The organism is Cupriavidus sp. UGS-1 (genome assembly GCF_021213615.1).
GTDB lineage: Bacteria > Pseudomonadota > Gammaproteobacteria > Burkholderiales > Burkholderiaceae > Cupriavidus.
Map to the genome: position 1 here is coordinate 75172 of NZ_JAJQJF010000009.1, position 26772 is coordinate 101943.

The following is a 26772-nucleotide window of genomic DNA, read 5'->3' on the forward strand; positions in this document are numbered from 1 at the left end:
GCCGCGGCCACATCAGGCGGCCGCGTTCACCGGTTCCCGCGGCGCCCCGGTCTGCGTCTGCGTTTGCGTCGACTGCGCGCGGAACGCGGCGCGATAGCGTTCCGGCGTGGTGCGCAGATGGCGCAGAAAGGCCTGCCGCATGCCGTCGGCACTGCCGAATCCCGCCATGCGCGCCACCGTCTCCAGCCGGCGGTCGCTCTGTTCGAGCGTCCGCCGCGCCGCCTCGACCCGCTGCGTCTCGACGTAGCGGGCCGGCGTCTGCCCCACCTGCCGCGCGAACACCCGCGCGAAATTGCGCGGGCTCATCGACACACGCTCGGCCAGCGCGCCGACCGACAGGTCCGCGTCCAGATGGTCCGCGATCCATCCCTGCAACTCCCTCAGCTCCGGACTCTGCGCCGCCTGCGCCTGCAGCGCGCTGGAGAACTGCGCCTGGCTGCCCGGCCGCCGCAGGAACAGCACCAGTTCGCGCGCCACCGCCAGCGAGACCGCGTGGCCCAGATCGTCCTCGACCAGCGCCAGCGACAGGTCCATGCCCGCGGTGACGCCGGCCGACGTGTACAGGCGCCCGGCCTGGATCCAGATCGGATCGGCATCGACCGTCACGCGCGGATGCCGCCGCGCCAGTTTCTCGGCATGGCGCCAGTGCGTGGTGGCGCGCTGCGTATCGAGCAGCCCGGTGCGCGCCAGCACGAAGGCGCCGGTGCACACCGCGCCTAGCCGTCGCACGCGCGGTGCCATCTCCCGCAGCCAGTGGATCAACGCGGCGTTGTCGGCCGCCGCCGCATGCCCGGCGCCGCCGGCCAGCAGCAGCGTGTCCACCGGGCCCGGCAAGGTCTCGGCGATCCGGTGGAACGGCGCATCAGCCAACAATCGGATGCCGCTCTCGGTACGGATCACCGCGTCGTCGCTGACGCTGGCGATGCGGATCTGATAGGACGGATTAGGCCGCCCGGACAGCCGGTTGGCCTGGCCGAACACGGCCGTGGGGCCGGTGACGTCGAGCTCCTGCGCCGGGTCCGGGGCGACGATCAACACCACGCGGGGCGTGTCCGAGACGGAATGCAGATGGCTGGGCATGGGCTTGGTGGGCTTCCTTGGCGAAGGGGGCAAGGTCCTCGCCAGAGCGAGCGTGAAGGCCGGTATGCGGCCGATCATACCGGTGCGAGCGCCCGGCTGCGCCGCTGCCAGCCCAGCGTGATCAGCAGCGCCACGGCCAGCGCCGGCAAGGCCGCCAGGTTCACCGCATCCCAGCCGTAGTGGTGCAGGATCTGGCCCGCCGCCAGCGTCGCGGCGGCGGTCAGCACCGCGGTCGAGAACTCGGCCACCGCCTGCGTCCGCGCCCGCTCCGCATCGCGATAGCTGCTGGTCAACAGGGTCGTGCCGCCGACGAACATGAAATTCCAGCCCACGCCCAGGCAAAGCAGCGCGGCATAGAACGCGGGCAGCGAGGTCGAGGCCAGCGCGATCACGCTGGACAGCGCCGACAGCCCGATGCCGGCCATCAGCATCGCCGGATTGCCAAAGCGCTGCAGCAGCCAGCCCGACACGAAGGACGGCGCGTACATGCCGACCAGATGCCATTCGATGATCTGCGCGCCCTGCGCGATCGTGTGGTTGCAAGCAACCGCGGCGATCGGCGTGGCCGTCATCACGAACATCATCACCGCGTTGCCGATGCCGTTGTTGGCGAAGGCGGCCTGGAACACCGGCTGGCGCACGATCTCTCCCAGCGGGCGCGCGGGCAACTGGGATTCCGGATTGCTCCCGGCCGGCGGCGGAGGCGGCTCGCGATAGGCAAAGGCCAGCAGCAGCACCGTCGCCACGCCGAAGGCCGCCACCACGGCATAGGAACCGGCGAACGGCAGCGGGCTCATCAGGTCGGTCGACCAGGCGGCAATCGCCGGGCCGCAGACCGCGGCCACCACGCCGCCGGTCAGCACGGCCGAGATCGCGCGCGGCTTGTCCGCGGCCGGCGCGGCATCGGCGGCGGCCAGCCGATAGAAGCGCGCAAAGGCCTGGAACACGCCGACCAGCGCGGTGCCGGCGCAGAAGGCCAGGAAATCGTGGCGGGCGATGGCCCAGACCGAGATCAGGCCGCCCGCGGTGCAGGCGATGCCGCCCAGGCAGAAGGCCAACCGCCGCCCGAGCCGCTCGATCAGAAAGGCCGCCGCGATCGCGGTGACCGCCGATGCGACCGTGATCAGTGCGAACGGCACGGTGGCCAGCGCCTTGTCGGGCGCCAGCGTGTAGCCGACCAGGCCGGTCAGCGTCAGGTCGACCGACAGGGCGGACGTGAACAGCGCCTGGCAGATCGCCAGCACGCGGGCATGAGACATCGGGGACATCGGCTTCATCGGGACGTTTCCTCGGCTTCTGTGGATTGGCAGGGATGCCACCGAGCTTAAAAGTCCCGCGAGCTGGCCTTCGGACAACGATCCGTGGATTTCTGCCAAGCGGCCGGACCAGGCGCGCGAGGCGACGAGGGATGCGAAGAATGCGAGGGCGCCGCGGTGCGAGCGGCGCAGGTCCCAGGACGAGAAGACGAGAAGACGAGAGGGCGAAGGCGCGCGCCGCCGCCCTACTCCGCCACCCGGCCGCGCAAGGCCTTGATCTGGCTGCGCTGCGTCTTGCCCTCCAGCCGCCGCAGCTTCGACGCGAACGTCGGCCGCGTCGGTCGACGCACCGGCGGCGGCACCGCCACGCTGTCGACCAGCTCGTGCAGCCGCCGGACCGCTTCGTCGCGGTTCAGTTCGAGACTGCGGTGCTGCTGCGCCTTGATCACGATGACGCCGTCACGCGTAATGCGATGGTCGTGCAGCTGCAGCAGGCGCTGCTTGTGGTCCTCGGCCAGCGAGGACGCGCGGACATCGAAGCGCAGATGCACCGCGTTCGACACCTTGTTGATGTTCTGCCCGCCCGCCCCCTGCGCGCGGATCGCGGTGATCTGGTACTCGTGGTGGGGGATGGCGACGGGCATGGTCGGTCAACTTGGGGTGGGGCGGCGCGCTTCAAGGTCAGTCCGGCGCGCTTCGGGCAAAGTTCCGGCGGCCGGAGCGGCCGGACTCCGCGATGCGCGCGGCTATCCCCGCAGTCTTGGGGTCCAGTCCTCGATTGCCCCGCTCTGGCGGCGGCGCTCGAACAGCCGCCGCCACGAATCGACCAGCGGCAAGGCCAGTACCGCGTCCAGCAGTTCCGGATCGGTCTCGCGGTCGCGCACCAGGCCGGCCAGCCGCGCCACCGACCAGTCGGCATGCGGCCGCTCCAGCAGCACCGCGGCATCGCCAGCCCGCAGTGTGCCCGGCTCCAGCACGCGGAAATACCAGCCGATGCGCAGGCTCTGCTGCACCAGCGCCGACATGTCTTCGCGACCGAACCGCACGTTCAGCTTCCAGCATGGCTGCCGCGGTTGCGACAGCTGCAAGGTGGCCGAGCCGATCCGCCAGATGTCGCCGATGCAGACGCCATGCTCGTCGCCGCCGGCCCAGCTCAGGTTCTCGCCGAATGCGCCGGCGCGCTGCAGCACCGGCAAGGGGCCGATGTCTTGCCGCCATGTCGCGTAGTGCTGCCACGGGTAGCAATGGACCGCCTTCTCCGGCCCGCCATGGATGCGGCGGTCACCCTGTTCGTCGCCGTGCAGCCCCAGCGTACCCACCGCGACGGGAGCGCAGACGGGATGCTTGTCGATCGCGCTCTGCTTGCCGGGCTTGCTGGGTCCGCCATAAGGCTTGGCGGTGCCGGTCAATACCTCGCGGATCGTGACCTGGGACGGGCTCACGGCGGATTCTCCTGGACGGGATGGAATGGGGCAGACGCGCGCGGAATACCTGTGCGTCATCAAGGCGGCAAGTGTAGCGCCGAACACAGGAACGCTGCCGGTCGCTTCGCGACCCTCAGAACCCCGTGGCCTTCACCGCCTTCAGGAAGCCGTTCAGCGAACGGTCAGGGGTCTCGTGGAAATGATCGTCCAGCATCCGGATCGCCCGGCAGCGATCGAGGCGAAAGCTCCGGTAGTCCTCGCGCGCCGTGCACCACGCCGCCAGCAGCCAGACATTGCCCCAGAAGAACAGGCCCAGCGGCTGCACCACACGTTCCGTGAGCCGCTGCTGCGCGTCGCAGTAATCGAGCCGCAGCAGCCGCTGCTCGCCCATGGCGCCGTGGACGACGTCGAAGGCCTCGCGAACCTTGCTGTCGTGCATATAGGCCGGCGCGAAGACCCGGCTCTGCTGCGCCGACAACCGGCGCGTCGGTGGCAGCGCCGCCACCAGCTTCTCCAGCGCCGGATCGGCCGCGGCGGCGAGCGCGCCCCCGCCCCAGGCCTTCAGCATCCTCAGCCCCGCCACCAGCGCCTCGACTTCGATCCCGGAAAACATCAGGGGCGGCACGTCGAAGTCCGCCCGCAGCCGATAGCCGATCCCGGCCTCGCCTTCGATCGGCACGCCGGAAATCGACAGCGCCTGGATATCGCGATAGACCGTCCGCTCCGACACCCCCAGCCGCTGCGCCAGCAGCGCCGCCGTGGTCAGGCGGCGGCCGCGCAGGACCTGGACGATCTGGAACAGGCGGTCGGCGCGGCGGCTCATGAGCGTGGGTCGGACAGAGGCACGGTCAAAGGCACGGTCAGCGGTTGGCCGGCACGGGCTCGTGCAGGCCGATCTTGTTGCCTTCGCTGTCGATGATGTGGGCGATCCGTCCGATCTCGTCGGGCAGCTCCATCGGACCGAACACGGTCTTGCCACCCGCGCCGGCCACGCGTGCCAGCAGGTCGTTGAGCACCGGCGTATGCAGATAAGGCAAGCTGCCCTCGGTACTCGGCTTGAACCCCTCGCCGGCCACCAGCGCGCCACCGGAATGGGAATGCGGAAAGATTGCCATGTCGATCTCGCTCATCGTTTCCCGGCGCAGCTTCGTCTCGAAGACCCGCTCGTAGAACTGCACGGCGCGCGCCATATCGACGACAGGAATCTCCAGCCAGTTGATCAGAACGTTTTGCATGATGCCACCTCGGTGGTCGTTGAAGGAGACCGCAGTTTGCGAGGGGGCTGCTGACAGCGTGGTGTCAGGAGGCACGATGTTGGCCGGCATCCGGGTATCCGGAAGGCGGGGCGGAGACATCGACGGTACTAAACTAGCCTAGCGCGAATGCGACGATATCTGGGTCTCCATCATGGCGCAGAACATTTACGACAATCCGGATTTCTTTATTGGCTACAGCCAATTGCCTCGCCAAATCCATGGCCTCGACGGGGCGCCCGAGTGGCCGGCCATACGAGCCATGCTGCCCGATTTGACAGGTAGCCGTGTCGTCGACTTCGGCTGTGGCTTTGGCTGGGCAACGAGATGGATGCGCGAGCAAGGCGCAGCTTCGGTTCTTGGGCTGGATATCTCCGAGAACATGCTAACGCGGGCAAGAGCGGACACGACGGATCCGAACATCGAATATCGGATCGCAGATATCGAGACGGTGGAGTTACCCGAGTCGGCTTTTGATTTCGCCTACAGCGCGCTGACGTTCCACTACATCAAGGACTTCGAACGTCTGGCCCGGATGATTTATCGGGCCCTGGCGCCGGGCGGCGGCATGGTGTTCACGATTGAACATCCCATCTTCACGGCTGCCGCCGATCCACGCTGGATCGTCGACGGGGACGGCCGCAAGACGTGGCCGGTCAATCGTTATTCGGTCGAGGGGGAACGCCGGACCGACTGGTTTGCGAAAGGCGTGTTGAAGTACCACCGGACCATCGCCACCACGCTCAATACGCTGATACGAGCCGGATTTACGGTCCAGGACGTCGAAGAATTCGCTCCCTCCGCGGAACAGATCAGATTGAATCCCGGGCTGGAAGAGGAAATCGAGAGGCCGATGATGCTTCTCGTCGCCGTAGCGAGATAGCGTGATTGGCGCGCCCGGCTGGGATCGAACCAGCAACCCCTGCCTTCGGAGGGCAGTACTCTATCCATTGAGCTACGGGCGCACGAGAGGCGGCGGGAGCCGCGCGGTCGACTGCGGCGAATGCCGTCGTCGGAAAGTCGCATAGGATACCGCGTTTGCCGTGGCGCGTCCATGCCGGCGCATCTTTTCCCGGGCCCTACGGGTTTCGTCCGAGGCGCTTTTCGCGCCATCGGGAGGGGCTTTGCGGCTATAATCGCCCGTTATTTGCGCAAAAGCGGGGCTGCGTCTCGTCCACTCGGACGGCGCGCCAGGCGGCATGGGGTGTGGCTGTCAGGCTCGGCAGACTCGAAAGCGCGGAGGGGGCGGCAGTCAGGCCCAGACACGGACCAACGAAAGGCCGCCAAGCGGAGCGGTCACGGGTTTCCTGCAAAATCGAGAGTTCAGCATGAGCGACGTCCATAACGAACACGAGTCTCCCATCAAGACCCCGAAGCAGCTGATCGCTGTGGTGATTGCCGCCTTCGTGGTGCCGATCACCGTGATCATCCTGCTGGTCAGCTTCGTCGGTTACGGTGGCCCGGAAGGCGCCGGCTCCACCGATACGGCGGAAGCGGTGGTTGACCGCATCAAGCCGGTTGCCTCGCTCGAACTGCGCGATCCCAATGCCCCGCGCGTCTACAAGACCGGCGAACAGGTCTATACCGCCGTCTGCGCGGCCTGCCACGCCACCGGCGCGGCTGGTGCGCCGAAGTTTGGCGCCGCCGGGGACTGGAGCGCCCGCCTCGGCCAGGGCCACGACGGCCTGCTGAAATCGGTGATCGCCGGCAAGGGCGCGATGCCCCCGCGCGCCGGCACCTCGCCGGACGATTTCTCCGATTACGAACTGGACCGTGCGATGGTGCATCTGGTCAACTCGGCCGGCGGCAAGCTGCAGGAGCCTGCCGCGCCCGCGCCGGCCGCAGCGACCACCGCAGCGGCTTCGGAACCCGCCGCACCGGCGGCTGACGCTGCGGCGGCCGCTCCGGCTCCTGCTCCTGCCGCCGCTGCACCAGCGGCACCGGCCGCTCCGGCCCCGGCAGCCGCTGCACCGGCTCAAACGACGGCTGCAGCCCCGGCCGCCGCGTCGGCGGAAGTCGGCAAGCGTGTCTACGATCAGGTCTGCGCCGCGTGCCACGCCGCCGGCGTTGCCGGTGCGCCGAAGGTCGGCGACAAGGCCGCCTGGGCGCCGCGCATCAAGGAAGGCATGGACGCCGTCCACAACTTTGCGCTGAAGGGCAAGGGCGTGATGCCGCCGAAGGGCGGGTACGCCGGCCCCGACGCCGACGTGATTGCGGCAGCCGACTACATGGTCAACGCGTCGAAGTAAGGCTGCGACACCGGGGCGCCAGCGCGGCGCCCGACTCCGCAGCACAAAAAAGCCAGCGGCATGCCGCTGGCTTTTTTACGTCTGCCGTTCGGCCGCGCTATACCACACGCGAGTATCGGGGCGTCGGCGCCGCCCCGGAGCGGGATGTCGGCGGCATCCGTAGCAGCGGGTGCGCCACCGCCTGTTCAAAAACGGGATCCGACTCGGTTGTGGGTTGCGCCGCGGCCGTCCGGTCGCCCCGCAGGTAGCGATCGAACACCATCGCCACGCGTCGCACCAGCAGCCGTCCCAGCGGCGTCACGTCGATCCGCTTATCGGATATCCGCACCAGCCCCTGCTCCGCGAGCGACGCCAGCTCGGCGCGCTCGGCGGCAAACCTGGCGTCGAAGTCGATGCCGTGCCGCCGCGCGACCGCCGCAGTATCGAGTACGCCGTGGCACATCAGCGCGCCGATGATGTCCTTGCGCAGCCGGTCGTCGGCGTCGCATCGATGGCCGCGCAGCACGGGCAGCCTGCCGGCATCGAGCGCGCCGTAGTACTCGTCCAAAGTACGCGCGTTCTGCACGTAGCGGCCGGCCACCGCGCCGATCGCCGAGATGCCGAAACCGAGCTGGTCGTGACCGGCGTGGGTCGCATAGCCCTGGAAGTTGCGCTGCAGCCGTCCTTCGCGCTGGGCGCGGGCCAGCGCGTCGTCCGGCAGCGCGAAGTGGTCCATGCCGATATAGACATAGCCGGCCGCGGTCAGCCGCTCGATGGCCGAAACCAGGATGTCCAGCTTTTCGCCGGCCGACGGCATCGCGGCCTCGTCGATCCGCCGCTGCGGCTTGAAGACGTGCGGCAGATGCGCGTAGCTATACAGCGACAGGCGGTCCGGCCGCATCTCCAGCACCCGCTCGATCGTCGCGCCAAGGCGGGCAGCGGTCTGGTGCGGCAGGCCGTAGATCAGATCCATGCTGACCGACAGTAAACCGAGCCGCCGCGAGGCGGCCACCACGCGGCGGGTGTCTTCCACCGGCTGCACGCGATGGATCGCGGCCTGCACCTGGGGATCGAAGTCCTGCACGCCGAGGCTGACGCGATTGAAGCCTAGCTCGACGAGCAGCGCCATCCGTTCTTCGTCGACGCGGCGCGGATCGATCTCGATCGAATGCTCGCCGTCCGCGCGCAGATCGAAGTGCCGATGCAGTGCGGCCATGACCTGCCGCATTTCGGCGGGATCGAGGAAGGTCGGCGTACCGCCGCCCCAGTGCGACTGCACGACCGGCCGGCGCTCACCCAGCCGGGCTGCCACCAGCGCCATCTCGCGCGCCAGATAGCGGACATAGCGCGCACTGCGGCCGTGATCGCGCGTGATGATCTTGTTGCAGCCGCAGTAGTAGCAGATGTTCTCGCAGAAGGGGATATGCAGGTAGAGCGACAGCGGCGCGTCGGCGCCCCCTGCCCGGCAGTCGTCCAGCGCCGACAGGTACGCGTCCTCGCCGAAGCCGGCATGGAAGCGATCGGCGGTCGGATAGGACGTGTAGCGCGGTCCGTTGACGTCGATCCGCTCGGCGAGCCCGCGGAAATCGGCGAGGTCGGAGCGGCGGATGACGGAGTCGGGAGCGGCGGCGGGAGCGGAATGGAGGAGGGTCGTTGCCATGCGGCGGCCTTTTGAGGAATCCGATTCGATGCTAGCCAGATCGGCACGCGCCGGACTTGACCGACATCAAGCCCGACGCATCGGGCCCGGCGCGGAGCCTTCGGCGCAACACCCTTGCGCCGAAGGCTGCAGTCAAACCACCGTGGCGGAGTTACCGGCTTACTCCCGCGGCAGCGTCACCGTCGCCCGCAGACCGCCTTCCGGCCGGTTCTCCAGCATCAGTTCGCCGCCATGGCGCGCCACCGCGTCGGCGGCGATGGCCAGGCCCATGCCGACGCCGCCGGTGGCCCGGCTGCGCGAGGACTCGATGCGGTAGAACGGCTCCATCACGCGCCCCAGTTCGTCCGGCGGAATGCCGGGGCCATCGTCGTCGACATCGATGACGACCTTGTCCGGCGCATCGGTCATTGCCACGCGGGCGCCGCCGCCATAGCGGTGCGCGTTCTCGATCAGATTGACCAGCGCGCGGCGCAGCTCGGCCGGATAGACTGCCAGCGGCTGCGCCGAGCCGCTGCACGAGACCTGCTGGCCCAGTTCCATCGCATCGTCGACGACGGCCTGCACCAGCGCGGCGATGTCGACGCGCTGGCGCGGGCCGGCGGCGCCTTCGCGCTCGCGCAGATAGCCGAGCGTGGCATCGATCAGCGCGTTCATCTCGGCGAGGTCCTGACGCAGCCGCCGGCTCGTGTCGGCATCGTCTAGCCGCTCGATGCGCAAGGCCATCCGGGTCAGCGGCGTGCGCAGATCGTGCGAGACCGCGGCCAGGAAGCGAGCCTGCTGCGCCAGCTGGGTCTGGATCCGTTGCTGCATGCGATTGAAGGCGCGCGCGGCCTCGCGCGCCTCGTTCGGTCCGCCCTGTTCGTCGAGCGGTGGCGCGTGGACGTCCTGGGTCAGCCTGCCGGCGCCGCGCGCGAGCTGCTGCACCGGGCGCGCCAGCACGCGCGCACCGACCCAGGAGGCGGCCACGATCGCGGCGAACTGGAACAGCATGCCGAATGGCGGTGGCCTGCCCGGACCGGGCGGGCCTGGCGGGCGCGGTGGGCCCGGCGGCGGACGCTGGCCCTCGTGCGCCGGTGCGGCGGGCCGGTCGGCGGTACCACCGACGGCGTGGCTGCCGTGCCGGGGACCGTGCCGCGGAAACACGCTCTCCACCACGGTCACGCCAAGGATATGCACCGCAACCATGATCGCCGCCATCGCGACGAACAGGCGCACGAACATCGTGTCGAAGCGACGCGCCGCCACTGGCTCAGCCCTGCACGCTGGCGGTAAAGACGTAGCCCTCGCCGCGAACCGTGCGGATCAGGCCGGGCTCGCGCGGGTCCTCGCGCAGCTTCTGCCGCAGCCGCGACACCAGCAGGTCGATGCTGCGATCGAACAGATCCAGTTCGCGGCCGCGCGCCAACTGGATCAGCCGTTCGCGATCGAGGATCTGCTGCGGATGGTCAAGAAAGGCCAGCAGCAGCCGGAATTCCGCGTTCGACAGCGGCACCACGGTATCGTCGCGGTCGACCAGCTGGCGCAGCACCGTATGCAGGCGCCAGTCGCCGAAGCGCAGTTCGACCCGGGCGCGCGCCGCTGCCGCAGAAGGGCCGGCCCGCATGCCGCGCTCGCCGCCGCGGCTGCGCCGCAGCACCGTATGGATGCGGGCGACCAGCTCTCGCATTTCGAAGGGCTTGGTGACGTAGTCGTCGGCCCCCACCTCCAGGCCGACCACGCGATCGGCCAGTTCCGCCCGCGCGGTCAGCATGATCACCGGCAGATCGCCCTGCTCCCGCAGTTCGCGGCACAGCGCCAGGCCGTTCTCGCCCGGCAGCGACAGGTCGAGGATCACCAGGTCGTAGGCTTGGGCGGCCAGCGCGGCCCGCATGGCGGCGCCGCCTTCGACGCCGTCCGCAGCGATGCCGAAGGTCGACAGGTAGTCGGCAAGCATCGTGCGGATTTGCGCGTCGTCATCGACGATCAGCAGGCGGATTGCCGCGGGCGCGGCATCGGGAAGACTCAGGTCCATCGAGGAGGAAGGGAAGAAGCGGTGTGCCGCGGCGCCGAGCGGCCTCGGCGATCCGGCACTGTAGCAGCCCGATGTTGCAGGCCCTTGGCCGCTTTGTATCGGCGCTGATACGAAAGGCCTCGCGTACCCGGCGCTGCGCTTCAGCCGGCCGCGGCCTTGGTGCCGAGCAGCGCCTTCAGTCCCGCCAGCCGGTCCTTCGGGCTCATCGCCGGCGTCTCGTCCTTCGGTGCCGGGGCTTCCTCGAGCTTCATCTCGCCGATGAAGCGCGACGGCTGGCACGAGTAGGTGTCGCGCGCGCGCTTGCGCTTCTTGCACCAGCTGATATGCAGGCTGCGCTGCGCGCGCGTGATGCCGACATACATCAGGCGCCGCTCCTCCTCGATCTTCTCGTCGCTCAGGTCCTCGTCCTCGCGGCAATGCGGCAGGATGCCCTCCTCCACGCCGACCAGGAACACGTGCGGATATTCGAGGCCCTTGGACGCGTGCAGCGTCGACAGCCGCACTGCATCCGGATCCTCCTCGCGGCCCTCGAGCATGCTCATCAGCGCGACCGTCTGCGTCAGCTCCAGCAGGTTCTTGCCTTCGTCGCCGAAGCCGTCGGCGGTGTCGAAGCCGGTCGCCTCGCCGTCCGCGGCCTCCGGCTTGGTGCCCTTGCGCTTGAGCCAGTCGAGGAATTCCAGCGTATTGGTCCATTTGGCCTGGGCCTGGCGCTCGTCGAAGGTGTCGTACAGATAGGCTTCGTAGTGGATGCCTTCCATCAGATCGTCGAGCACCTCGGTGGCCGGATCGCGCGCGGCACGGTCGGCCAGCCGCACCATCGCCTCGCAGAAGGTGCGCAGCGGCTCGAGCTGGCGCGGCTGCAGCTTGCCTTCGATGCCGCCCATCATCGCCGCCTCGAACAGCGACACCTTGGCCTGCCCGGCGAAGGTGCCCAGCACCTCCAGCGTGGTATTGCCGACCCCGCGCCGCGGCGTGGTGACCGCGCGGATAAAGGCCGGATCGTCGTCGGGATTGGCGATCAGCCGCAGATAGGCACAGATGTCCTTGATCTCGGCCTTGTCGAAGAAGCTCTGCCCGCCGGACAGCACATACGGGATGCGCTCGCGGCGCAGGATCTGCTCGAACAGCCGCGCCTGGTGGTTGCCGCGATAGAGGATCGCGTAGTCGCGGAACTGCGCGCGCCGCTCGAACTTGTGCGCCGACAGCTTGAACACCACCGACTCGGCCTCGTGCTCCTCGTCGTTCATCGGCGTCACGGTGATCGGGTCCCCCATGCCGTGCTCGCTCCACAGCGTCTTGTCGAACAGCTTGGGGTTGTTGGCGATCACCGCATTGGCGGCCTGCAGGATGCGCACCGTGGAGCGATAGTTCTGCTCGAGCTTGATGACCTTCAGGTTCGGGAAGTCGGTCTGCAGCAGGCGCAGATTGTCCAGCGTGGCGCCGCGCCAGCCGTAGATCGCCTGGTCGTCGTCGCCGACCGCGGTGAAGGCGGGCGCGCGCAGATGCGAGCCGCCGGCCAGCAGCTTCAGCAGCTGGTACTGGCAGGCGTTGGTGTCCTGGTATTCGTCGACGAGGAAGTAGCGCAGCCGGTTCTGCCACTTGAGCCGCACGGTTTCGTCGCGTGCGAACAGCTCGGCCGGCAGCCGGATCAGGTCGTCGAAGTCGACCGCCTGGTACGCCGCCAGCGTGGCGACATAGTTGCGGTAGATCAGCGCGGCCTGGTGCTGGTCGGCGTCGGTGGCCTCGGCGATCGCGGTCTCGGGATCGACCATGCCGTTCTTCCACAGCGAGATCGTGCTCTGCACGCTGCGGATCAGCTTCTTGTCAGTGGTGGCCAGCTGCTCCTGGATCAGGCCGAAGCAGTCATCGGCGTCCATGATCGAGAACTGCGGCTTCAGGCCCAGGTGCTCGGCCTCGGCGCGCAGGATCTGCACGCCCAGCGAGTGGAAGGTGCAGACGGTCAGCTGGCGCAGCGGGATGCGCTTGCCGTCCCGGGTCTTGCCCTCCATCAGCTTGGCGATCCGCTCCTGCATTTCCTTGGCGGCCTTGTTGGTGAAGGTCACCGCGGCGATGTGGCGGGGCTCGAAGCCCTTGTCCTCGATCAGATGCGCAATCTTCTGCGTGATCACCCGGGTCTTGCCCGAACCCGCGCCGGCGAGCACCAGGCAGGGGCCGTCCAGATAGCGGACGGCTTCGGATTGGGCGGCGTTCAGTCCGTGGGTCATCGGTCGGGGGCGGAGGTCGGGTACGGCTGGAGGCCGGGCCGCATCGCAAGGGAGGCGGGCCGCAGGCGCGACGCGTTTGGGCACGGGTCGCGGATGGATCAAAGCGGGCGATGTTAACACGGGGGCGGGTCCGGCCGAGCCACCGGAACCGTGGCCTGCAACGCGCCGCTCTCGCGTTGACAGCCGGCAGGCCTGCGGTTAGAGTCGCGCCATCCGTCCGGGAGAGCGCGCGACAGACCATTCACTCGCGCCGCCGAAGGGGAATCACCCGAAAACTCTCAGGCACCATGGACCGGGCGGATCGGCATGCAGCATGCACACGATGTATGCCGAACTCTGGAGAGCGACACCCGCCATTCATCGATTGAATGATGAGCGTGTCCACCGAAGGGGCGCACGGCGGGGCCGGCGGGTTCGAAGCGAACCGCAGGACCAGTCCGTAATCTCTCAGGTATCGAGGACAGAGGGGGTCATCCGTCGCGACGGTTCCAACGAGCCGCGCGACGGATGACCCTTTTTTGTTTGGCGCGCCGCGCGCGCCGGACCGAACGATGCCACGCTCCGAGGAATCCATGACGCTCCAGGCCACCCCGCTCAACGCCATCCACCGCGCCCTCGGCGCCCGCATGGTCGATTTCGGCGGATGGGACATGCCGGTCAACTACGGCTCGCAGATCGAAGAACACCATGCGGTGCGCAGCGATGCGGGCATGTTCGACGTTTCGCACATGTGCGTCGTCGACCTCGCCGGACCCAATACCCGCGCCTTCCTGCGCGGACTGCTCGCCAACAACGTCGACAAGCTGCAAACCCCGGGCAAGGCGCTGTATTCCTGCATGCTCGACCCGAATGGCGGTGTGATCGACGACCTGATCGTCTATTTCTTCGCCGAGGACCGCTTCCGCCTGGTGGTCAACGCCAGCACCGCGACCGGCGACATCGACTGGATCCGCCAGCGCAATGCCGACACCGGCGCCGGCGTGACCATTACTCCCCGTCGCACCGACAACGCCTCCGATAATGCCGCACCGCTGGCCATCGTCGCCGTGCAGGGCCCGAACGCGCGCGCCAAGGTGTGGGCGGCCTTCCCGTCGACCCAGCCCAGCGAGGCGCTCAAGCCGTTCAACGCGATGGTCGTCGAAGACGCCGCGATCGGCGAAATCATGGTGGCCCGCACCGGCTACACCGGCGAGGACGGCTTCGAGCTGGTGGTGCCGGCCGACAACGTCGCCGCGGTCTGGGAAAAGCTGCATGCCGCCGGCGTGCGTCCGGCCGGGCTCGGCGCGCGCGACACGCTGCGGCTCGAAGCCGGCATGAACCTGTACGGCCAGGACATGGACATCCACACCTCCCCGCTCGACGCCGGCCTGGCCTGGACCGTCGACCTGCAAAGCGAGCGCGATTTCGTCGGCAAGGCCGCGCTGGTGGCCAACGGCCAGCGCCAGCAGTTTGCCGGCCTGATCCTGCGCGACAAGGGCGGCGTGCTGCGCGCGCACCAGACCGTGCTGACCGCCGCCGGCGAGGGCGAAACCACCTCGGGCACCTTCAGCCCGACCCTGTCCCAATCGATCGCCTTCGCGCGCCTGCCCAAGGATGTGGCGCTCGGCAGCGAAGTCCAGGTGCTGATCCGCGACCGCAAACTGACTGCGACTGTGGTTAAACTGCCGTTTGTGCGCAATGGCAAGGCACTCGTGAGCTGACGGCTCACTGCGGACATCGTCCACCCGGTCACGCTGCGCCCCGCGGCCCCTTTCACCGATGGCACGCGGCGGCGCGACACAAGAATCTGAAATTGGAGAATCTCGATGAATTTCCCCGCTGACCTGAAGTACACCGAGTCGCACGAATGGGTGCGCGTCGAAACCGACGGCACGCTGACGATCGGCATCACCGATCACGCACAGGATGCGCTCGGCGACATCGTCTTCCTCGAACTGCCCGAGGTCGGCAAGACGGTCGGCGCCGGTGACGCGCTGGCCGTGGTCGAATCGGTCAAGGCCGCGTCGGACATCTACGCGCCGGTGGCCGGTGAAGTGGTCGCCGTCAACGACGCCGTCAAGGACGCGCCCGAGAGCGTCAACGCCAACGCCTTCGATGCCTGGCTGTTCAAGATCAAGCCGGCCAACGGCGACGACGTCAACGGCCTGATGACGGCCGACGCCTACAAGGCCAGCGTCGGCGCCTGAGCCCGGCGCCCCGCCCGCGGCGCCGAGGCATGGCTGACCACCATGCCCCGGCCCGCCTCTCCGAGTCACTTGCCATGAACGCTCCCCTGCCCATGAACGCCGCTCAATCCGCTCGCCCTTCGCTGGCCGAACTCGAAGCTCGCGACGCCTTCTCCCACCGCCATATCGGTCCCGACGCCGCCGAACAGCAGCACATGCTGAAGGTGCTGGGCTACGACAGCCGCGCCGCGCTGATGGACGCCATCATCCCGGCCGCGATCCGCCGCAGCGACGGCATGCCGCTGGGCGAATTCACCGAGCCGCTGACCGAGGAAGCCGCGCTGGCCAAGCTGCGCGGCATCGCCGGCAAGAACAAGGTGTTCAAGAGCTTCATCGGCCAGGGCTACTACAACACGCTGACGCCGGGCGTGATCCTGCGCAACATCTTCGAAAACCCGGCCTGGTACACCGCCTACACGCCGTACCAGCCGGAGATCTCGCAGGGCCGCCTGGAGGCGATGCTGAACTTCCAGCAGATGGTCACCGACCTGACGGGCCTCGATATCGCCAATGCGTCGATGCTCGACGAAGGCACGGCCGCGGCCGAGGCGATGACGCTGCTGCAGCGCGTGAACAAGCACGCATCGAATACCTTCTACGTGGCCGACGACGTGTTGCCGCAGACGATCGAAGTGGTGCGCACGCGCGCGCTGCCGCTCGGCATCGAGGTCAAGGTCGGTCCCGCCGCCGACGCGGCGCAGGCGCACGCGTTCGGCGTGCTGCTGCAATACCCGGGCGTCAACGGCGACGTGGCGGACTACCGCGCGATCGCCGATGCGGTCCACGCGGCCGGCGGCCTGGTGGTCGCCGCGGCCGACCTGCTGGCGCTGACGCTGCTCACCGCGCCGGGCGAATGGGGTGCGGACGTGGCGGTCGGCAATTCGCAGCGCTTCGGTGTGCCGCTGGGCTTCGGCGGCCCGCACGCCGGCTATATGGCCGTCAAGGACGCCTACAAGCGTTCGATGCCGGGCCGCCTGGTCGGCGTCACCGTCGACGCGCAGGGCAACAAGGCGTACCGGCTGGCGCTGCAGACACGTGAGCAGCATATCCGCCGCGAGAAGGCGACCTCGAACATCTGTACCGCGCAGGTGCTGCTGGCGGTCATGGCGTCGATGTACGCGGTCTACCACGGGCCGCAGGGCCTGAAGCGGATCGCGCAGCGCGTGCATCGGCTGACCGCGACGCTGGCCGGCGGCCTGCAGGCGCTGGGCTACGCCCGCACCAACCAGACCTTCTTCGACACGCTGACGATCGAGACTGGTGCCGCCACCGAGGCGATCCACGCCGCGGCCGCCGCGCGCCAGATCAATCTGCGCCGCGCCGGCGCCACGCAGGTCGGCATCTCGCTGGACGAGACCACCAGCCGCGACGATGTGGTCGCGCTGTGGGAGATCTTCGCGCAGGGCAAGCCGGTGCCGGCCTTCGACGCACTGGAAGCCGCGGCCGATGATGGCTATCCGGCGGCGCTGTCGCGCCAGAGCGCCTACCTCACGCACCCGGTCTTCAACACCCACCATGCCGAGCACGAGATGCTGCGCTACCTGCGCATGCTGGCCGACAAGGATCTGGCGCTCGACCGCACGATGATCCCGCTGGGCTCCTGCACGATGAAGCTCAACGCGACCAGCGAGATGATCCCGGTCACCTGGCCCGAGTTCTCGAGCATCCATCCGTTCGCGCCGGACGACCAGACCGTCGGCTACCGCGAGATGATCGCCCAGCTCGAGGCGATGCTGTGCGCGGCCACTGGCTACGCCGCCGTCAGCCTGCAGCCCAACGCCGGCTCGCAAGGCGAATACGCCGGCCTGCAGATCATCCACGCCTACCATGCGAGCCGCGGCGAGAGCCATCGCAACATCTGCCTGATCCCGTCGTCGGCGCACGGCACCAACCCGGCGTCCGCGCAGATGGCCGGCATGCAGGTGGTGGTCGTGGCCTGCGACGAGGACGGCAACGTCGACCTGGCCGATCTGGAGAAGAAGGCCGCGCAGCATGGCAAGAACCTGGCGGCGATCATGATCACCTACCCGTCCACGCACGGCGTGTTCGAGGAAGGCGTGCAGCGCATCTGCGAGATCGTCCACAGCCACGGCGGCCAGGTCTATGTCGACGGCGCCAACATGAACGCGATGGTCGGCACCGCCGCGCCGGGGCAGTTCGGCGGCGACGTGTCGCACCTGAACCTGCACAAGACCTTCTGCATCCCGCACGGCGGCGGCGGCCCGGGCGTCGGTCCGGTTGCGGTCGGCGCGCACCTGGCCCCGTTCCTGCCGAATCACACCAGCACCGGCTATCGCCGCGCCGATGACGGCATCGGCGCCATCTCTGCCGCGCCCTACGGCTCGGCCAGCATCCTGCCGATCTCGTGGATGTATATCGCGATGATGGGCGCGCGCGGACTGACCGCCGCCACCGAGAACGCGATCCTGGCGGCCAACTACGTCGCCAAGCGGCTGTCGGACTACTACCCGGTGCTGTACACCGGCGGCAACGGCCATATCGCGCACGAGTGCATTCTCGACCTGCGTCCGATCCAGAAAGCGACCGGCATCAGCAACGAGGATGTCGCCAAGCGGCTGATGGACTATGGCTTCCATGCGCCGACGATGAGCTTCCCGGTGCCCGGCACGCTGATGATCGAGCCGACCGAGAGCGAGGCGCTGCACGAGCTGGACCGCTTCATCGACGCGATGATCGCGATCCGCAAGGAAATCGCGCGCGTCGAGGACGGCAGCTTCGACCGCGAGGACAACCCGCTGAAGAACGCGCCTCACACCGCGGCGGTCATCACCGCCAACGAGTGGAATCACAAGTACACGCGTGAGGAAGCCGCCTATCCGGTAGCCTCGCTGCGGACGCAGAAGTACTGGCCGCCGGTCGGCCGGGCCGACAACGTCTACGGCGATCGCAACCTGTTCTGCTCCTGCGTGCCGATGAGCGCGTACGAGGAGTAAGCGGGCACGCTTCCTGCTGCATTTCGCACGGCGGCTTGTTGCCGCGCGCACGCTGGACGGCGTGCGGCCTTTCTGGTTCCGGCCTCCGGGCCGGAACCATCATCGGTAAGGAGACTGTCGATGTGGGAAATGAGCGCGCCGTGGTGGGAATTCATTGTCCGAGGGCTGATCGTTTATTTCGCCCTTCTGATCATGATGCGGTTGGGTGGCAAGCGGCAGATCGGACAGATGACACCGTTCGATCTGATCCTGCTGCTGATCCTGTCCGAGGGCGTGCAGAACGCCATGGTCGGCGATGACAAGTCGGTCTCCGCGGGCCTGATCCTCGCCGCGACGCTGATCGGCATCAACGTGCTGGTCAGCTGGCTCAGTTGGCGCAGCCGCAAGTTCGAGTACGCGGTCGAGGGCCATCCGCAACTGCTGATCCGCCATGGCAAGGTGATCGACGAGGTCATGCATGGCGCGCGGCTGACCAGCGACGACCTGATGAAGGTACTGCGGCGCGAGGGATGCGCGAGCCTGGACGACGTCTATATCGCGATCCTGGAAAACGACGGCGCGATCAGCGTGCTCAAGCGCAAGGAACTGCCGGAGGAACCGCCCGGCCCCGGCGTCTCCCTGTGGGAGCGCCCCGAGGACGATCGGCCGGTCTAGCCCGGTCTGTTCCGGTCCAACCGGAGGGCGGGCCGCGGCGCGGGCCGGCACACCGCCGCAAACGATAGGAGACCAACGTGGCTGTCAGCGTTTTCGACCTGTTCAAGGTCGGCATCGGGCCATCGAGCTCGCATACGGTGGGACCGATGCGTGCGGCCGGCATGTTCGCGCACGGACTGGAGCGCGACGGCCTGCTGCCGCAAGTGGCCAGCGTGCGGGTCGAACTGTACGGCTCGCTTGGCGCGACCGGCAAGGGACACGGCACCGACAAGGGCGTGATCCTCGGCCTGCTCGGCGAGGCGCCGGACACCATCGATCCGGACACCATCGACGCCAGGCTGGCCCAGCTGCGCGCGTCGCGCACGCTGGCGCTGCTCGGCAAGCATCCGATTCCCTTCGTCGAGAAGGAACACATTGCGTTCTACCGGCGCGAGGCGATGGCCGAGCATCCGAACGGCATGAAATTCCATGCCTTCGATGCCGCCGGCGCAACGCTGCGCGAGGGCCGCTATCTGTCGGTCGGCGGCGGCTTCGTCGTCAGCGCCGGCGCCGCCAACACGCAGGTGCTCGAAGCGGACCGGCAACTGCCGCATCCGTTCCGCAGCGGCCGCGCGATGCTCGACATGGCGAACAGCACCGGCAAGTCGATTGCGCAGCTGATGCTCGAGAACGAATGCACGTGGCGCAGCGAAGCCGACGTGCGCGCGGGCCTGCTGCATATCTGGCAGGTGATGCAGGCCTGCGTCGCGCGCGGCTGCCGCACCGATGGCGAGCTGCCCGGTCCGTTCAAGGTCAAGCGGCGTGCGCCCGAGCTGCACCGCAATCTGACCGAGCGCGCCGAACGGACGCTGTCGGACCCGCTGTCGGTGATGGACTGGGTCAATCTCTATGCGATGGCCGTCAACGAGGAAAATGCGGCCGGTGGCCGCGTGGTGACCGCGCCGACCAACGGCGCGGCGGGCATCATCCCGGCCGTGCTGCATTACTACGATCGCTTCGTGCCCGGCGCGAACGAGCGCGGCGTCATCGACTTCCTGCTGACGGCCGGCGCGATCGGCCTGCTGTACAAGCTGAACGCGTCGATCTCCGGCGCCGAAGTGGGCTGCCAGGGCGAGGTCGGCGTCGCGTGTTCGATGGCCGCCGGCGCGCTGGCCGCGGTGCTTGGCGGCACGCCGGAACAGGTGGAGAATGCCGCGGAGATCGGCATGGAACACAACCTCGGCCTGACCTGCGATCCGGTCGGCGGGCTGGTGCAGATTCCCTGCATCGAACGCAATGCGATGGCCTCGGTCAAGGCCGTCAACGCGGCGCGCATGGCGCTGCGCGGCGACGGCAATCACTATGTCTCGCTCGATTCGGTGATCAAGACCATGCGCGAAACCGGCGCCGACATGAAGACCAAATACAAGGAAACGGCGCGCGGCGGACTCGCGGTCAATATCGTCGAGTGCTGACCCTCGGCCTGCTGTTCGAACACTAAAGTAGCACGCACTTTTGTGGAATCCCGCGCCTCCCTGGCGCGGCATTCTCTCGGCTCCGCCACTGCGATGCGTGTGCCATGCCGAACCACGATGCCTGCTACAAGACCTTGTTCTCCACGCCGGAACTCGTCCGTGACCTGCTGCGCGATTTCGTGCCGGGAGACTGGGTTCGAAGCCTGGACTTCGATACCCTCGAACGGCGATCCGGAACCTACGTCACCGATGCGTTTCGCCAGCATGCAAGCGACATGGTATGGCGCATCCAGGCCGGCGGCGAGTGGGTCTATCTCTATCTGCTGATCGAGTTTCAAAGCACCATCGATCGACATATGGCGATTCGCATGACGAATTACGTCACGTGCCTCGATCTCGAGCTGATCCGTGGTCAGAATATGCTCGACGGAGGCCGCCTGCCCCCGGTACTGCCTGTCGTCATCTACAACGGCGAGGGCAGGTGGACTGCGACGACCGACATCGCCGACCTGTCACCACGACTGCCTGGCGAACTATCTGGCTACCAGCCCCGCTGCAAGTATCTGCTGGTCGACGCAAGCCGATACTCGGACGAGGAACTGGCCAGGCTCGACAATCTGGTCGCCGCCGTGTTCCGCTTCGAAAACGCGACCAGCGAGGAAACGTTGCTCGACACGGTCCACTGGCTCAGGCGGCGCGTCGCCGACAACCCGGTCCTGTCGAACACTTTCGTACGCTGGCTGAAGGATGTAGGCTCACGGCATCGCCATGCCGGTCTGGATTTCACGAATGTACACAACCTGATGGAGGCTGAAATGTCGCTGTCGACGAATATCGCACGGTGGAAGGCCAACTACAGACTGGAAGGCCTGCAAGAAGGCCGGCTGGAAGGCCTGCAGGAGGGCCGGCAGAAGGGCCGGCAGGAAGGTCTGCAGCAAGGCCAGGCCATGATGCTGCGAAACATGCTTGCCAAACGGTTCGGTCCTCTGCCGGCCGAGCTGGAAACGCGATTGAACGGCGCCTCGGCCGAACAATTGCAAGCCTGGGGAGAAAGGCTGCTCAGCGCCCAACACCTCCCCGACGTATTCGAAGCCTGAACCCTGGCGACCGATTGTCAGTATTCCCGCAGATGCAAACCTTCCATCAACTCTTCGACCCCGAGTCCTGCACCTACACGTATCTGCTGATCGACGCGGCGACGCGCGATGCCGTGCTGATCGATCCGGTCGACCGTCAGCTCGAACGCGATCTGGCGCTGGTGCAGCAGACCGGTGTACGCCTGGCCTGGGTCATCGAAACCCACGCGCACGCGGACCACATCACCTCGGCAGGCCATGTCGCGCAACGTACCGGCGCGCATACCGCCGCGCCGTCGGGCTGCGAGATCCGGCCGGCGCTGAAGCAGTTGATCGACGGCGACACCATCGCGTTCGGCGCGCAGACGCTGCGCGCGATCCATACCCCGGGCCATACGGCCGGCAGCATGAGCTATCTGTGGGAAGAGCCGCACCCGGACGGCGGCGTGGTGCGCCGCGTCTTTACCGGCGATGCGTTGTTGATCGATGGCTGCGGACGCACGGACTTCCAGTCGGGCGACGCCGGCACGCTGTACGACAGCCTGACGCACAAGCTGTTTGCGTTGCCCGACGACACGCTGGTGTATCCGGCCCATGACTACAAGGGCCGCACCCATTCAACGATCGGGAACGAGCGGGCGACCAACAGCCGGCTGTGCGGCCGCACGCGCGAAGAATTCATCGAAATGATGAAGGGGCTGAACCTGCCGCCGCCGAAGCTGCTGGCAGTCGCCGTGCCCGCCAACCAGCGGCTGGGCCTTGGCGACGGCGACAACATCCCGCACGGGATCTGACCCGCGCGCTCGAACGCAGAATGCGCGGCGGGCGCGCTGCCGTCAGCCGGCCCAGCGGTCGCAGCTCTGCCGCACCGCCTCGCGCAGGCTGCGCGTATCGGCATCGACCTGCCGCGCCCATTCCGCGTCGCCACGGCGGCTGGCAGCCAGCATGCGGATATTGGCCAGCGCCTCCAGCGAACCGAGCGCTTCGGCATGCGGCACCAGCACGTCGCAGATCGACAGGATATGGTCGGCGATCGGCATCCGCGTCAATTCGTTCGGATGCACGTACTCGCCGTCGAGGCCGAAGCGGCAGGCCTGGAAGCGGTTGAAGGTGTAGACCAGGTAATCGTCCTCTTCCGGCATGAACGGCCGCGACAGCAGCAGATAGCGCGCCAGCGCCTGGATATAGGCCGCGATATCGCAGGCGCGCGCAACCGTCAGCGGCGTGTCCATGACGCGGACTTCGATGGTGCCGAACTCCGGCTTGGGACGGATATCCCAGTAGAAGTCCTTCATGCTCTCGATCACGCCCGTCTTGCGCATCTTCTCGAAGTACGCGGTGAAGGCGTCCCACGTCAGCATGAAGGGCGCGCGGCCGCTCATCGGGAAGGCCGCGACCGAATTCAGCCGCGCGGAAGCGAAGCCGGTATCGACGCCCTGCACATACGGCGACGACGCCGCCAGTGCGATGAAGTGCGGCACGTAGCGGCCGATCGCATGCAGCAGGAACAGCGAATCGTCGGCGGTCGGGCAGCCGATATGCACGTGCTGGCCAAACACCGTGAACTGCTTGGCCAGATAGCCGTACAACTCCGAGATGTACTGGTAGCGTGGCGAGTCGGAGATCGTGCGGTCGGCCCACTGCTGGAACGGGTGCGTGCCGCCGCCGCAGATGCCGAGATTGAGCGAATGCGAGGCCTCGACCATCAGGTCGCGCATCGTCGTCAGCTCGGACAGCGCCTGCGCGTAGTCGTGGCAGATCCCGGTGCTGATCTCGATCATCGACGGACTGATCTCCGGCTTGATATCGCCGGCATGCTGGGCGCCCCTCAGCAGCCGCAGCAGATCGGGCGCGAACGGCGCCAGATCATAGTCATGGCGATTGACCAGCTGCATCTCCAGCTCGACGCCGAAGGTCAGCGCCTCGGATTGCTTGAACGGTTCGAGTGACATCAGCGCCCTCCTCCATTGCCTCTGACCTCGCCGGCATAGCGAAGTGCCCACGCGGCCAGCACCGGCGCCGCGATCTGCTCGATCGCCAGCGCGCACAGCACGATCGCGTTGAGCATTTCCCCGGTCTCAGGATAGAGCCGCGCCACATCGCTCATCAGCAGGTACGCCAGACCCGACATCGGCCCGAGCGCCACGCCAAGCGCCACGCACTGCCGCAGGCTCAGGCCAGAAAACGAACCCAGCGAGACTACGCCCCCAAGCTTGGCCAGATGCCGCAGCAGCACCAGCACGATCGCGGCGACGCCGGCGATGGACCAGTCGCGCACGGTCACCGGCAGCCCCAGCGACACCACCATCACGATGATCAGCAACGTGCCGGCGCTGCCGAAATGCGCCGGCCACACACGCGGCTGATTGTCCTGATGCTTGAACACGACGCCGGCCAGCAGCAACGTCAACGGCATCGACAGCTTCAGCAGCCGCGTCAGTGCCAGCGTGAACAGCACGATGCCGACCAGCACCAGGAAGCTGTACTGATCGTCGGCCGGCATCCGCGCATAGACCGCCTGGCTCAGCTTGCCGACCAGCCACGCCAGCAGGCAGGAGCCGACCAGCAGATACAGCGGATGCAGCAGCGCGGCGCCGAGATTGCCGTATTCCGAGTGCAGCCAGCCGGTCGCCAGCTGCACGATCACCGCCGCATACATGCTGTTCAGCGCGGTCATCGCCATCAGCCGTTCGGTGACCTGGCCCTCCGCGCGCAGTTCGTTCTTCAGCTGCAGCACGATCGACGGCGACGTGCTGACCGCGATGCCGCCCGCGAGGATCGCGACGGTCGGGCTTACGCCGATCCATTGCAGCACCGCGGTGACGAGGCCCCAGGTCAGCAGGGACTCGGAGGCGCTGGTAAACAGCAGCCAGCGATTGGCGCGCAGCCAGACCAGCGACAGCCGATGCCCGAGTTCGAACAGCGCCAGCGCCAGCGCCATGTCGATCAGGATGCGGGTCTGGGCAATCATCGTCTGGTCGACGATGGGCCGCCCCAGCGTGCCGGCCAACAGACCGGTGGCGGCATAACCGACGATACGCGGCAATCTCAGATACATCCGGCAGACTTCGCCGGCAAGGCCCGCGCCTACCAGCGCGAGGCCGACCCAGAACAGCCCGCTGGGAGCGAGCGGCCAGGTCGGAAATAGTTGGCTCAATCCATTCATGGGTGACATCCTAACGGAAGGGCCTTTGAACCCGTGTCCGGGTTTGTCCGACAAGGCACGAGTTTTGCTGAGGTTTCTGCCAGTGTTCTTTCGGATCGCGTCTGCGCTGACCTCACCCACTGCAGGGCTGGTCTACAGGCCCCAGATTTTCCAGGCCGGCCGCGTCGCCTTCAGTGCGTTTTCGACCTTCGCGTACAACGCACGCGTGCGGCCCTGCGCGGCCCCGCGCGCCCGCGCCTGCAGGAACAGCGCCCGTGCCTCCTCGCGCCGGGCCAGGCCCAGCGCAGCCTGCGCGGCGTGCAGGTGCACGTCGGCCTCCCAATCGTCGCGCACCGCGAAGGCGGCATGGAAGTCGGTCAACGCCTGCGCGTACTGCTCGGCGTCGAGGCGGATCAGTCCGCGCTGCAGCAGCGCGGCCACCTGGTCCTCGGCATCGCCCTCGGTCAGCGCGATCGCACGCTCGAACAGCGGCAAGGCGCGTTCATTGTCGGCCAGGCCCCGCCAGATACGGCCGAAGGCGTCGTAGACCCAGGCGTCCTCGATCGCCACCGCACGCGCCTGCAAGGCCTCGATCTCGTCCAGCGCCAGCGCGCGCTCGCGCGCTTCCATCGACGCGGCGGAGTTCGCCAGCAGCGTGGCGAAATGCGTGCGCGCATGCGCCATCGACAGCGCGGCCTCGCTGCGCTCCTCGACCGGCAGCGCATCGAGCCTCGCTTCCATATGCGAGATCGCCGCGCGCGCCGCGGCGATCGCCTCGTTGCCGCCGATCGCCTTCCAGGCATGGATCAGCCGGCTGAACACCCAGGTCACCTGGCCCGCATGGCGGTCCAGCGGATAGCGGTTCAGCACCTCGCCGGCGATTTCGACCACGCGCTGATAGCGACCGGCCGCGTCGTGGCAGGCCAGCAGATCCAGCCAGTGCTCGATGAAATCGCTGGCCGCGATGCCCTTGTCGTGCAGCGCGATGCGTTCGTCGCGCTGCGCGGGATCGTCGAGGTCCAGACGGCGTGCCAGCCGGTCGCACAGCAGCGAATAGATATGCGGATCGGCGTCGTCGTAACCGCCCTCGCCGGTGGCGAAATACTGTTCGAAGCGGGCCAGGCCCGTCTGCCAGGCGCGCAGCAGCTGCGGCCGCAGCACGTCCGCCGACGCGGGTACGCGCTCGATGAAGTCCGCCAGCGCGAGACCGGCAAGGTAATAGCCATGCGCGTCGGTGGCCGCCTCGGTCAACGAGAAATCGCGCCAGGGCTCGGCCTCGCCGCCCTGATGGCGCCACTCGAGTTCGCGTACCTGCGCCTTCGGGTCCGGCACCTCGCGCTGGTAGACCGCCAGATCCTCACGCGCGCCGGCCAGATCGCCGGAGCGCAGGCGCAGCGGCGCGAGGATGCGCCGCGCGTGCGGGTGGTCCGGCTCCTCGGCCAGCACCATCTGCGCCTGCTGCGCGGCCAGCGCGTCGCCCTGCTCCTCGCTCATCTCCAGCAGATCGGCATTGTCCAGGCCGATGCGGGCCAGGCACAGCCGCAGCATCGGCTCGGCGCGCCGGCCCTCGGCCTCCGCGCCCTGCACGTGGTCGGCGGCCAGGCCCAGAATGTCGTGCGCGCCCAGATCCGGGGCGCGATACAGCAGGTCGTACCAATAGCGCCCCGCCTCGGCGAACTGGCCCAGCCGGTAATGCGCGAGTCCCGCATGCAGCTGCGCGCTCCATTCGCCGGTCGCCAGCCCATTGCGCCGCGCTGCTTCCTCCAGCCACGGCAGCGCCTCGGCGAAACGCTGCTGGTTCATCAGCAGCATGCCGTAGCGATGCGCAAGCACGCCGCGCGAGGCCCAGCGGTGCGCCGGCTGCAACGGCAGGTCGGGCAGCCGGGCCAGCGCCGCGTCGAGCGCGGCCAGCGCCTGGTCGGGCTCGCCCTTGTCGAACAGCAGCCGGGCGCGCAGCGCCTCGTAATCGACGACCTCGGGCCGCTGGCGCGCCAACGCGTCGATCACCGCCAGCGCTTCGTCGTAGCGCTCCTGCGTGGCGAGCTCGATGGCGTGGTCGTAGCTGACTGGCTGCGCGGACACGGGTACTCCTTCAGGGTGATGGGCAAAGAGGGACAACTGGGATAG

At 67.9% G+C, this 26772-nt stretch carries 22 protein-coding genes, 1 tRNA gene and 2 riboswitches; of the genes, 9 read left to right on the forward strand and 14 right to left on the reverse strand.

What is annotated here, in order from left to right; genetic code table 11:
- Positions 1-12: 12 nt before the first annotated feature.
- From LRR16_RS13650 to LRR16_RS13675, 6 genes are all read right to left on the reverse strand, one after another.
- Complete coding sequence (locus LRR16_RS13650) at positions 13-1080, reverse strand: GlxA family transcriptional regulator (protein WP_232206250.1); 1068 nt, start codon at positions 1078-1080, stop codon at positions 13-15.
- A gap of 74 nt (positions 1081-1154) precedes the next feature.
- The gene (locus LRR16_RS13655) at positions 1155-2357 is read right to left on the reverse strand and encodes an MFS transporter (RefSeq protein ID WP_232206251.1); all 1203 of its coding nucleotides are present in this window, start codon (positions 2355-2357) and stop codon (positions 1155-1157) included.
- Positions 2358-2581: 224 nt separating this feature from the next.
- Positions 2582-2980: an alternative ribosome rescue aminoacyl-tRNA hydrolase ArfB gene (arfB, locus tag LRR16_RS13660; RefSeq protein WP_232206252.1), complete on the reverse strand. Its 399-nt coding sequence runs from the start codon at positions 2978-2980 to the stop codon at positions 2582-2584.
- Between the two features lie 102 nt (positions 2981-3082).
- Positions 3083-3778, reverse strand: coding sequence for an MOSC domain-containing protein (locus LRR16_RS13665; RefSeq protein ID WP_232206253.1), 696 nt, complete (start codon positions 3776-3778; stop codon positions 3083-3085).
- A gap of 115 nt (positions 3779-3893) precedes the next feature.
- Positions 3894-4583: a YafY family protein gene (locus LRR16_RS13670; protein WP_232206254.1), complete on the reverse strand. Its 690-nt coding sequence runs from the start codon at positions 4581-4583 to the stop codon at positions 3894-3896.
- Positions 4584-4620: 37 nt separating this feature from the next.
- Complete coding sequence (locus LRR16_RS13675; RefSeq protein WP_232206299.1) at positions 4621-4995, reverse strand: VOC family protein; 375 nt, start codon at positions 4993-4995, stop codon at positions 4621-4623.
- A 172-nt stretch (positions 4996-5167) separates the two neighbouring features.
- On the opposite strand from LRR16_RS13675, the gene LRR16_RS13680 reads away from it, so the two are divergent.
- Positions 5168-5896: a trans-aconitate 2-methyltransferase gene (locus tag LRR16_RS13680; RefSeq protein WP_232206255.1), complete on the forward strand. Its 729-nt coding sequence runs from the start codon at positions 5168-5170 to the stop codon at positions 5894-5896.
- A 6-nt stretch (positions 5897-5902) separates the two neighbouring features.
- On the opposite strand, the gene LRR16_RS13685 is transcribed toward LRR16_RS13680, so the two are convergent.
- Positions 5903-5978, reverse strand: a tRNA-Arg gene (locus LRR16_RS13685).
- A gap of 363 nt (positions 5979-6341) precedes the next feature.
- On the opposite strand from LRR16_RS13685, the gene LRR16_RS13690 reads away from it, so the two are divergent.
- Complete coding sequence (locus tag LRR16_RS13690; protein WP_064574708.1) at positions 6342-7262, forward strand: cytochrome c5 family protein; 921 nt, start codon at positions 6342-6344, stop codon at positions 7260-7262.
- 97 nt (positions 7263-7359) lie between these two features.
- On the opposite strand, the gene hemN is transcribed toward LRR16_RS13690, so the two are convergent.
- The 4 genes from hemN to LRR16_RS13710 form a co-directional block, all read right to left on the reverse strand.
- A complete protein-coding gene (gene hemN / locus LRR16_RS13695) occupies positions 7360-8901 on the reverse strand; it encodes an oxygen-independent coproporphyrinogen III oxidase (RefSeq protein WP_232206256.1) in 1542 nt (513 codons plus the stop codon).
- Between the two features lie 159 nt (positions 8902-9060).
- On the reverse strand, positions 9061-10146 hold the full coding sequence (locus LRR16_RS13700; protein ID WP_370646807.1) for an ATP-binding protein: 1086 nt from the start codon (positions 10144-10146) through the stop codon (positions 9061-9063).
- A gap of 4 nt (positions 10147-10150) precedes the next feature.
- Positions 10151-10912: a response regulator gene (locus tag LRR16_RS13705; protein WP_232206257.1), complete on the reverse strand. Its 762-nt coding sequence runs from the start codon at positions 10910-10912 to the stop codon at positions 10151-10153.
- A 140-nt stretch (positions 10913-11052) separates the two neighbouring features.
- Entirely contained in the window at positions 11053-13137 is a 2085-nt protein-coding gene (locus LRR16_RS13710) for a UvrD-helicase domain-containing protein (RefSeq protein WP_232206258.1), read from the reverse strand.
- 208 nt (positions 13138-13345) lie between these two features.
- Positions 13346-13442, forward strand: a riboswitch (glycine riboswitch).
- A gap of 21 nt (positions 13443-13463) precedes the next feature.
- Positions 13464-13611, forward strand: a riboswitch (glycine riboswitch).
- Between the two features lie 98 nt (positions 13612-13709).
- Between LRR16_RS13710 and gcvT the strand changes: the two genes are divergently transcribed.
- The 7 genes from gcvT (at position 13710) to LRR16_RS13745 (ending at position 22294) form a co-directional block, all read left to right on the forward strand.
- Positions 13710-14837: a glycine cleavage system aminomethyltransferase GcvT gene (gene gcvT, locus LRR16_RS13715; protein ID WP_232206259.1), complete on the forward strand. Its 1128-nt coding sequence runs from the start codon at positions 13710-13712 to the stop codon at positions 14835-14837.
- Positions 14838-14942: 105 nt separating this feature from the next.
- A complete protein-coding gene (gene gcvH / locus LRR16_RS13720; protein WP_006576219.1) occupies positions 14943-15323 on the forward strand; it encodes a glycine cleavage system protein GcvH in 381 nt (126 codons plus the stop codon).
- Between the two features lie 74 nt (positions 15324-15397).
- Positions 15398-18316 (forward strand): aminomethyl-transferring glycine dehydrogenase, encoded by a 2919-nt coding sequence (gene gcvP, locus LRR16_RS13725; protein ID WP_232206260.1) that lies wholly within the window; start codon positions 15398-15400, stop codon positions 18314-18316.
- 120 nt (positions 18317-18436) lie between these two features.
- Positions 18437-18970: a DUF421 domain-containing protein gene (locus LRR16_RS13730; protein WP_023265001.1), complete on the forward strand. Its 534-nt coding sequence runs from the start codon at positions 18437-18439 to the stop codon at positions 18968-18970.
- Positions 18971-19047: 77 nt separating this feature from the next.
- The gene (locus LRR16_RS13735; RefSeq protein ID WP_232206261.1) at positions 19048-20424 is read left to right on the forward strand and encodes an L-serine ammonia-lyase; all 1377 of its coding nucleotides are present in this window, start codon (positions 19048-19050) and stop codon (positions 20422-20424) included.
- A 104-nt stretch (positions 20425-20528) separates the two neighbouring features.
- Positions 20529-21521, forward strand: coding sequence for an Rpn family recombination-promoting nuclease/putative transposase (locus LRR16_RS13740; RefSeq protein ID WP_006576222.1), 993 nt, complete (start codon positions 20529-20531; stop codon positions 21519-21521).
- A gap of 32 nt (positions 21522-21553) precedes the next feature.
- Positions 21554-22294: an MBL fold metallo-hydrolase gene (locus LRR16_RS13745; RefSeq protein ID WP_006576223.1), complete on the forward strand. Its 741-nt coding sequence runs from the start codon at positions 21554-21556 to the stop codon at positions 22292-22294.
- 42 nt (positions 22295-22336) lie between these two features.
- Here the strand turns inward: LRR16_RS13745 and LRR16_RS13750 are convergent, their stop codons facing one another.
- From LRR16_RS13750 to LRR16_RS13760, 3 genes are all read right to left on the reverse strand, one after another.
- Positions 22337-23452, reverse strand: coding sequence for a YbdK family carboxylate-amine ligase (locus tag LRR16_RS13750; RefSeq protein ID WP_006576224.1), 1116 nt, complete (start codon positions 23450-23452; stop codon positions 22337-22339).
- A complete protein-coding gene (locus tag LRR16_RS13755) occupies positions 23452-24675 on the reverse strand; it encodes a cation:proton antiporter (RefSeq protein WP_064574726.1) in 1224 nt (407 codons plus the stop codon). The genes LRR16_RS13750 and LRR16_RS13755 overlap by 1 nt, the downstream gene beginning before the upstream one ends.
- A gap of 123 nt (positions 24676-24798) precedes the next feature.
- A complete protein-coding gene (locus tag LRR16_RS13760) occupies positions 24799-26727 on the reverse strand; it encodes a tetratricopeptide repeat protein (protein WP_232206262.1) in 1929 nt (642 codons plus the stop codon).
- Between the last annotated feature and the right edge of the window lie 45 nt (positions 26728-26772).

Bases quoted from the DNA above. Each gene is read 5' to 3' on its own strand.
- LRR16_RS13650 (WP_232206250.1), bottom strand. From the start codon at position 1,080: ATGCCCAGCCATCTGCATTCCGTCTCGGACACGCCCCGCGTGGTGTTG.
- LRR16_RS13655 (WP_232206251.1), bottom strand. From the start codon at position 2,357: ATGAAGCCGATGTCCCCGATGTCTCATGCCCGCGTGCTGGCGATCTGC.
- arfB (WP_232206252.1), bottom strand. From the start codon at position 2,980: ATGCCCGTCGCCATCCCCCACCACGAGTACCAGATCACCGCGATCCGC.
- LRR16_RS13670 (WP_232206254.1), bottom strand. From the start codon at position 4,583: ATGAGCCGCCGCGCCGACCGCCTGTTCCAGATCGTCCAGGTCCTGCGC.
- LRR16_RS13675 (WP_232206299.1), bottom strand. From the start codon at position 4,995: ATGCAAAACGTTCTGATCAACTGGCTGGAGATTCCTGTCGTCGATATG.
- LRR16_RS13680 (WP_232206255.1), top strand. From the start codon at position 5,168: ATGGCGCAGAACATTTACGACAATCCGGATTTCTTTATTGGCTACAGC.
- LRR16_RS13690 (WP_064574708.1), top strand. From the start codon at position 6,342: ATGAGCGACGTCCATAACGAACACGAGTCTCCCATCAAGACCCCGAAG.
- hemN (WP_232206256.1), bottom strand. From the start codon at position 8,901: ATGGCAACGACCCTCCTCCATTCCGCTCCCGCCGCCGCTCCCGACTCC.
- LRR16_RS13705 (WP_232206257.1), bottom strand. From the start codon at position 10,912: ATGGACCTGAGTCTTCCCGATGCCGCGCCCGCGGCAATCCGCCTGCTG.
- LRR16_RS13710 (WP_232206258.1), bottom strand. From the start codon at position 13,137: ATGACCCACGGACTGAACGCCGCCCAATCCGAAGCCGTCCGCTATCTG.
- gcvT (WP_232206259.1), top strand. From the start codon at position 13,710: ATGACGCTCCAGGCCACCCCGCTCAACGCCATCCACCGCGCCCTCGGC.
- gcvH (WP_006576219.1), top strand. From the start codon at position 14,943: ATGAATTTCCCCGCTGACCTGAAGTACACCGAGTCGCACGAATGGGTG.
- gcvP (WP_232206260.1), top strand. From the start codon at position 15,398: ATGAACGCTCCCCTGCCCATGAACGCCGCTCAATCCGCTCGCCCTTCG.
- LRR16_RS13730 (WP_023265001.1), top strand. From the start codon at position 18,437: ATGTGGGAAATGAGCGCGCCGTGGTGGGAATTCATTGTCCGAGGGCTG.
- LRR16_RS13740 (WP_006576222.1), top strand. From the start codon at position 20,529: ATGCCGAACCACGATGCCTGCTACAAGACCTTGTTCTCCACGCCGGAA.
- LRR16_RS13745 (WP_006576223.1), top strand. From the start codon at position 21,554: ATGCAAACCTTCCATCAACTCTTCGACCCCGAGTCCTGCACCTACACG.
- LRR16_RS13750 (WP_006576224.1), bottom strand. From the start codon at position 23,452: ATGTCACTCGAACCGTTCAAGCAATCCGAGGCGCTGACCTTCGGCGTC.
- LRR16_RS13755 (WP_064574726.1), bottom strand. From the start codon at position 24,675: ATGTCACCCATGAATGGATTGAGCCAACTATTTCCGACCTGGCCGCTC.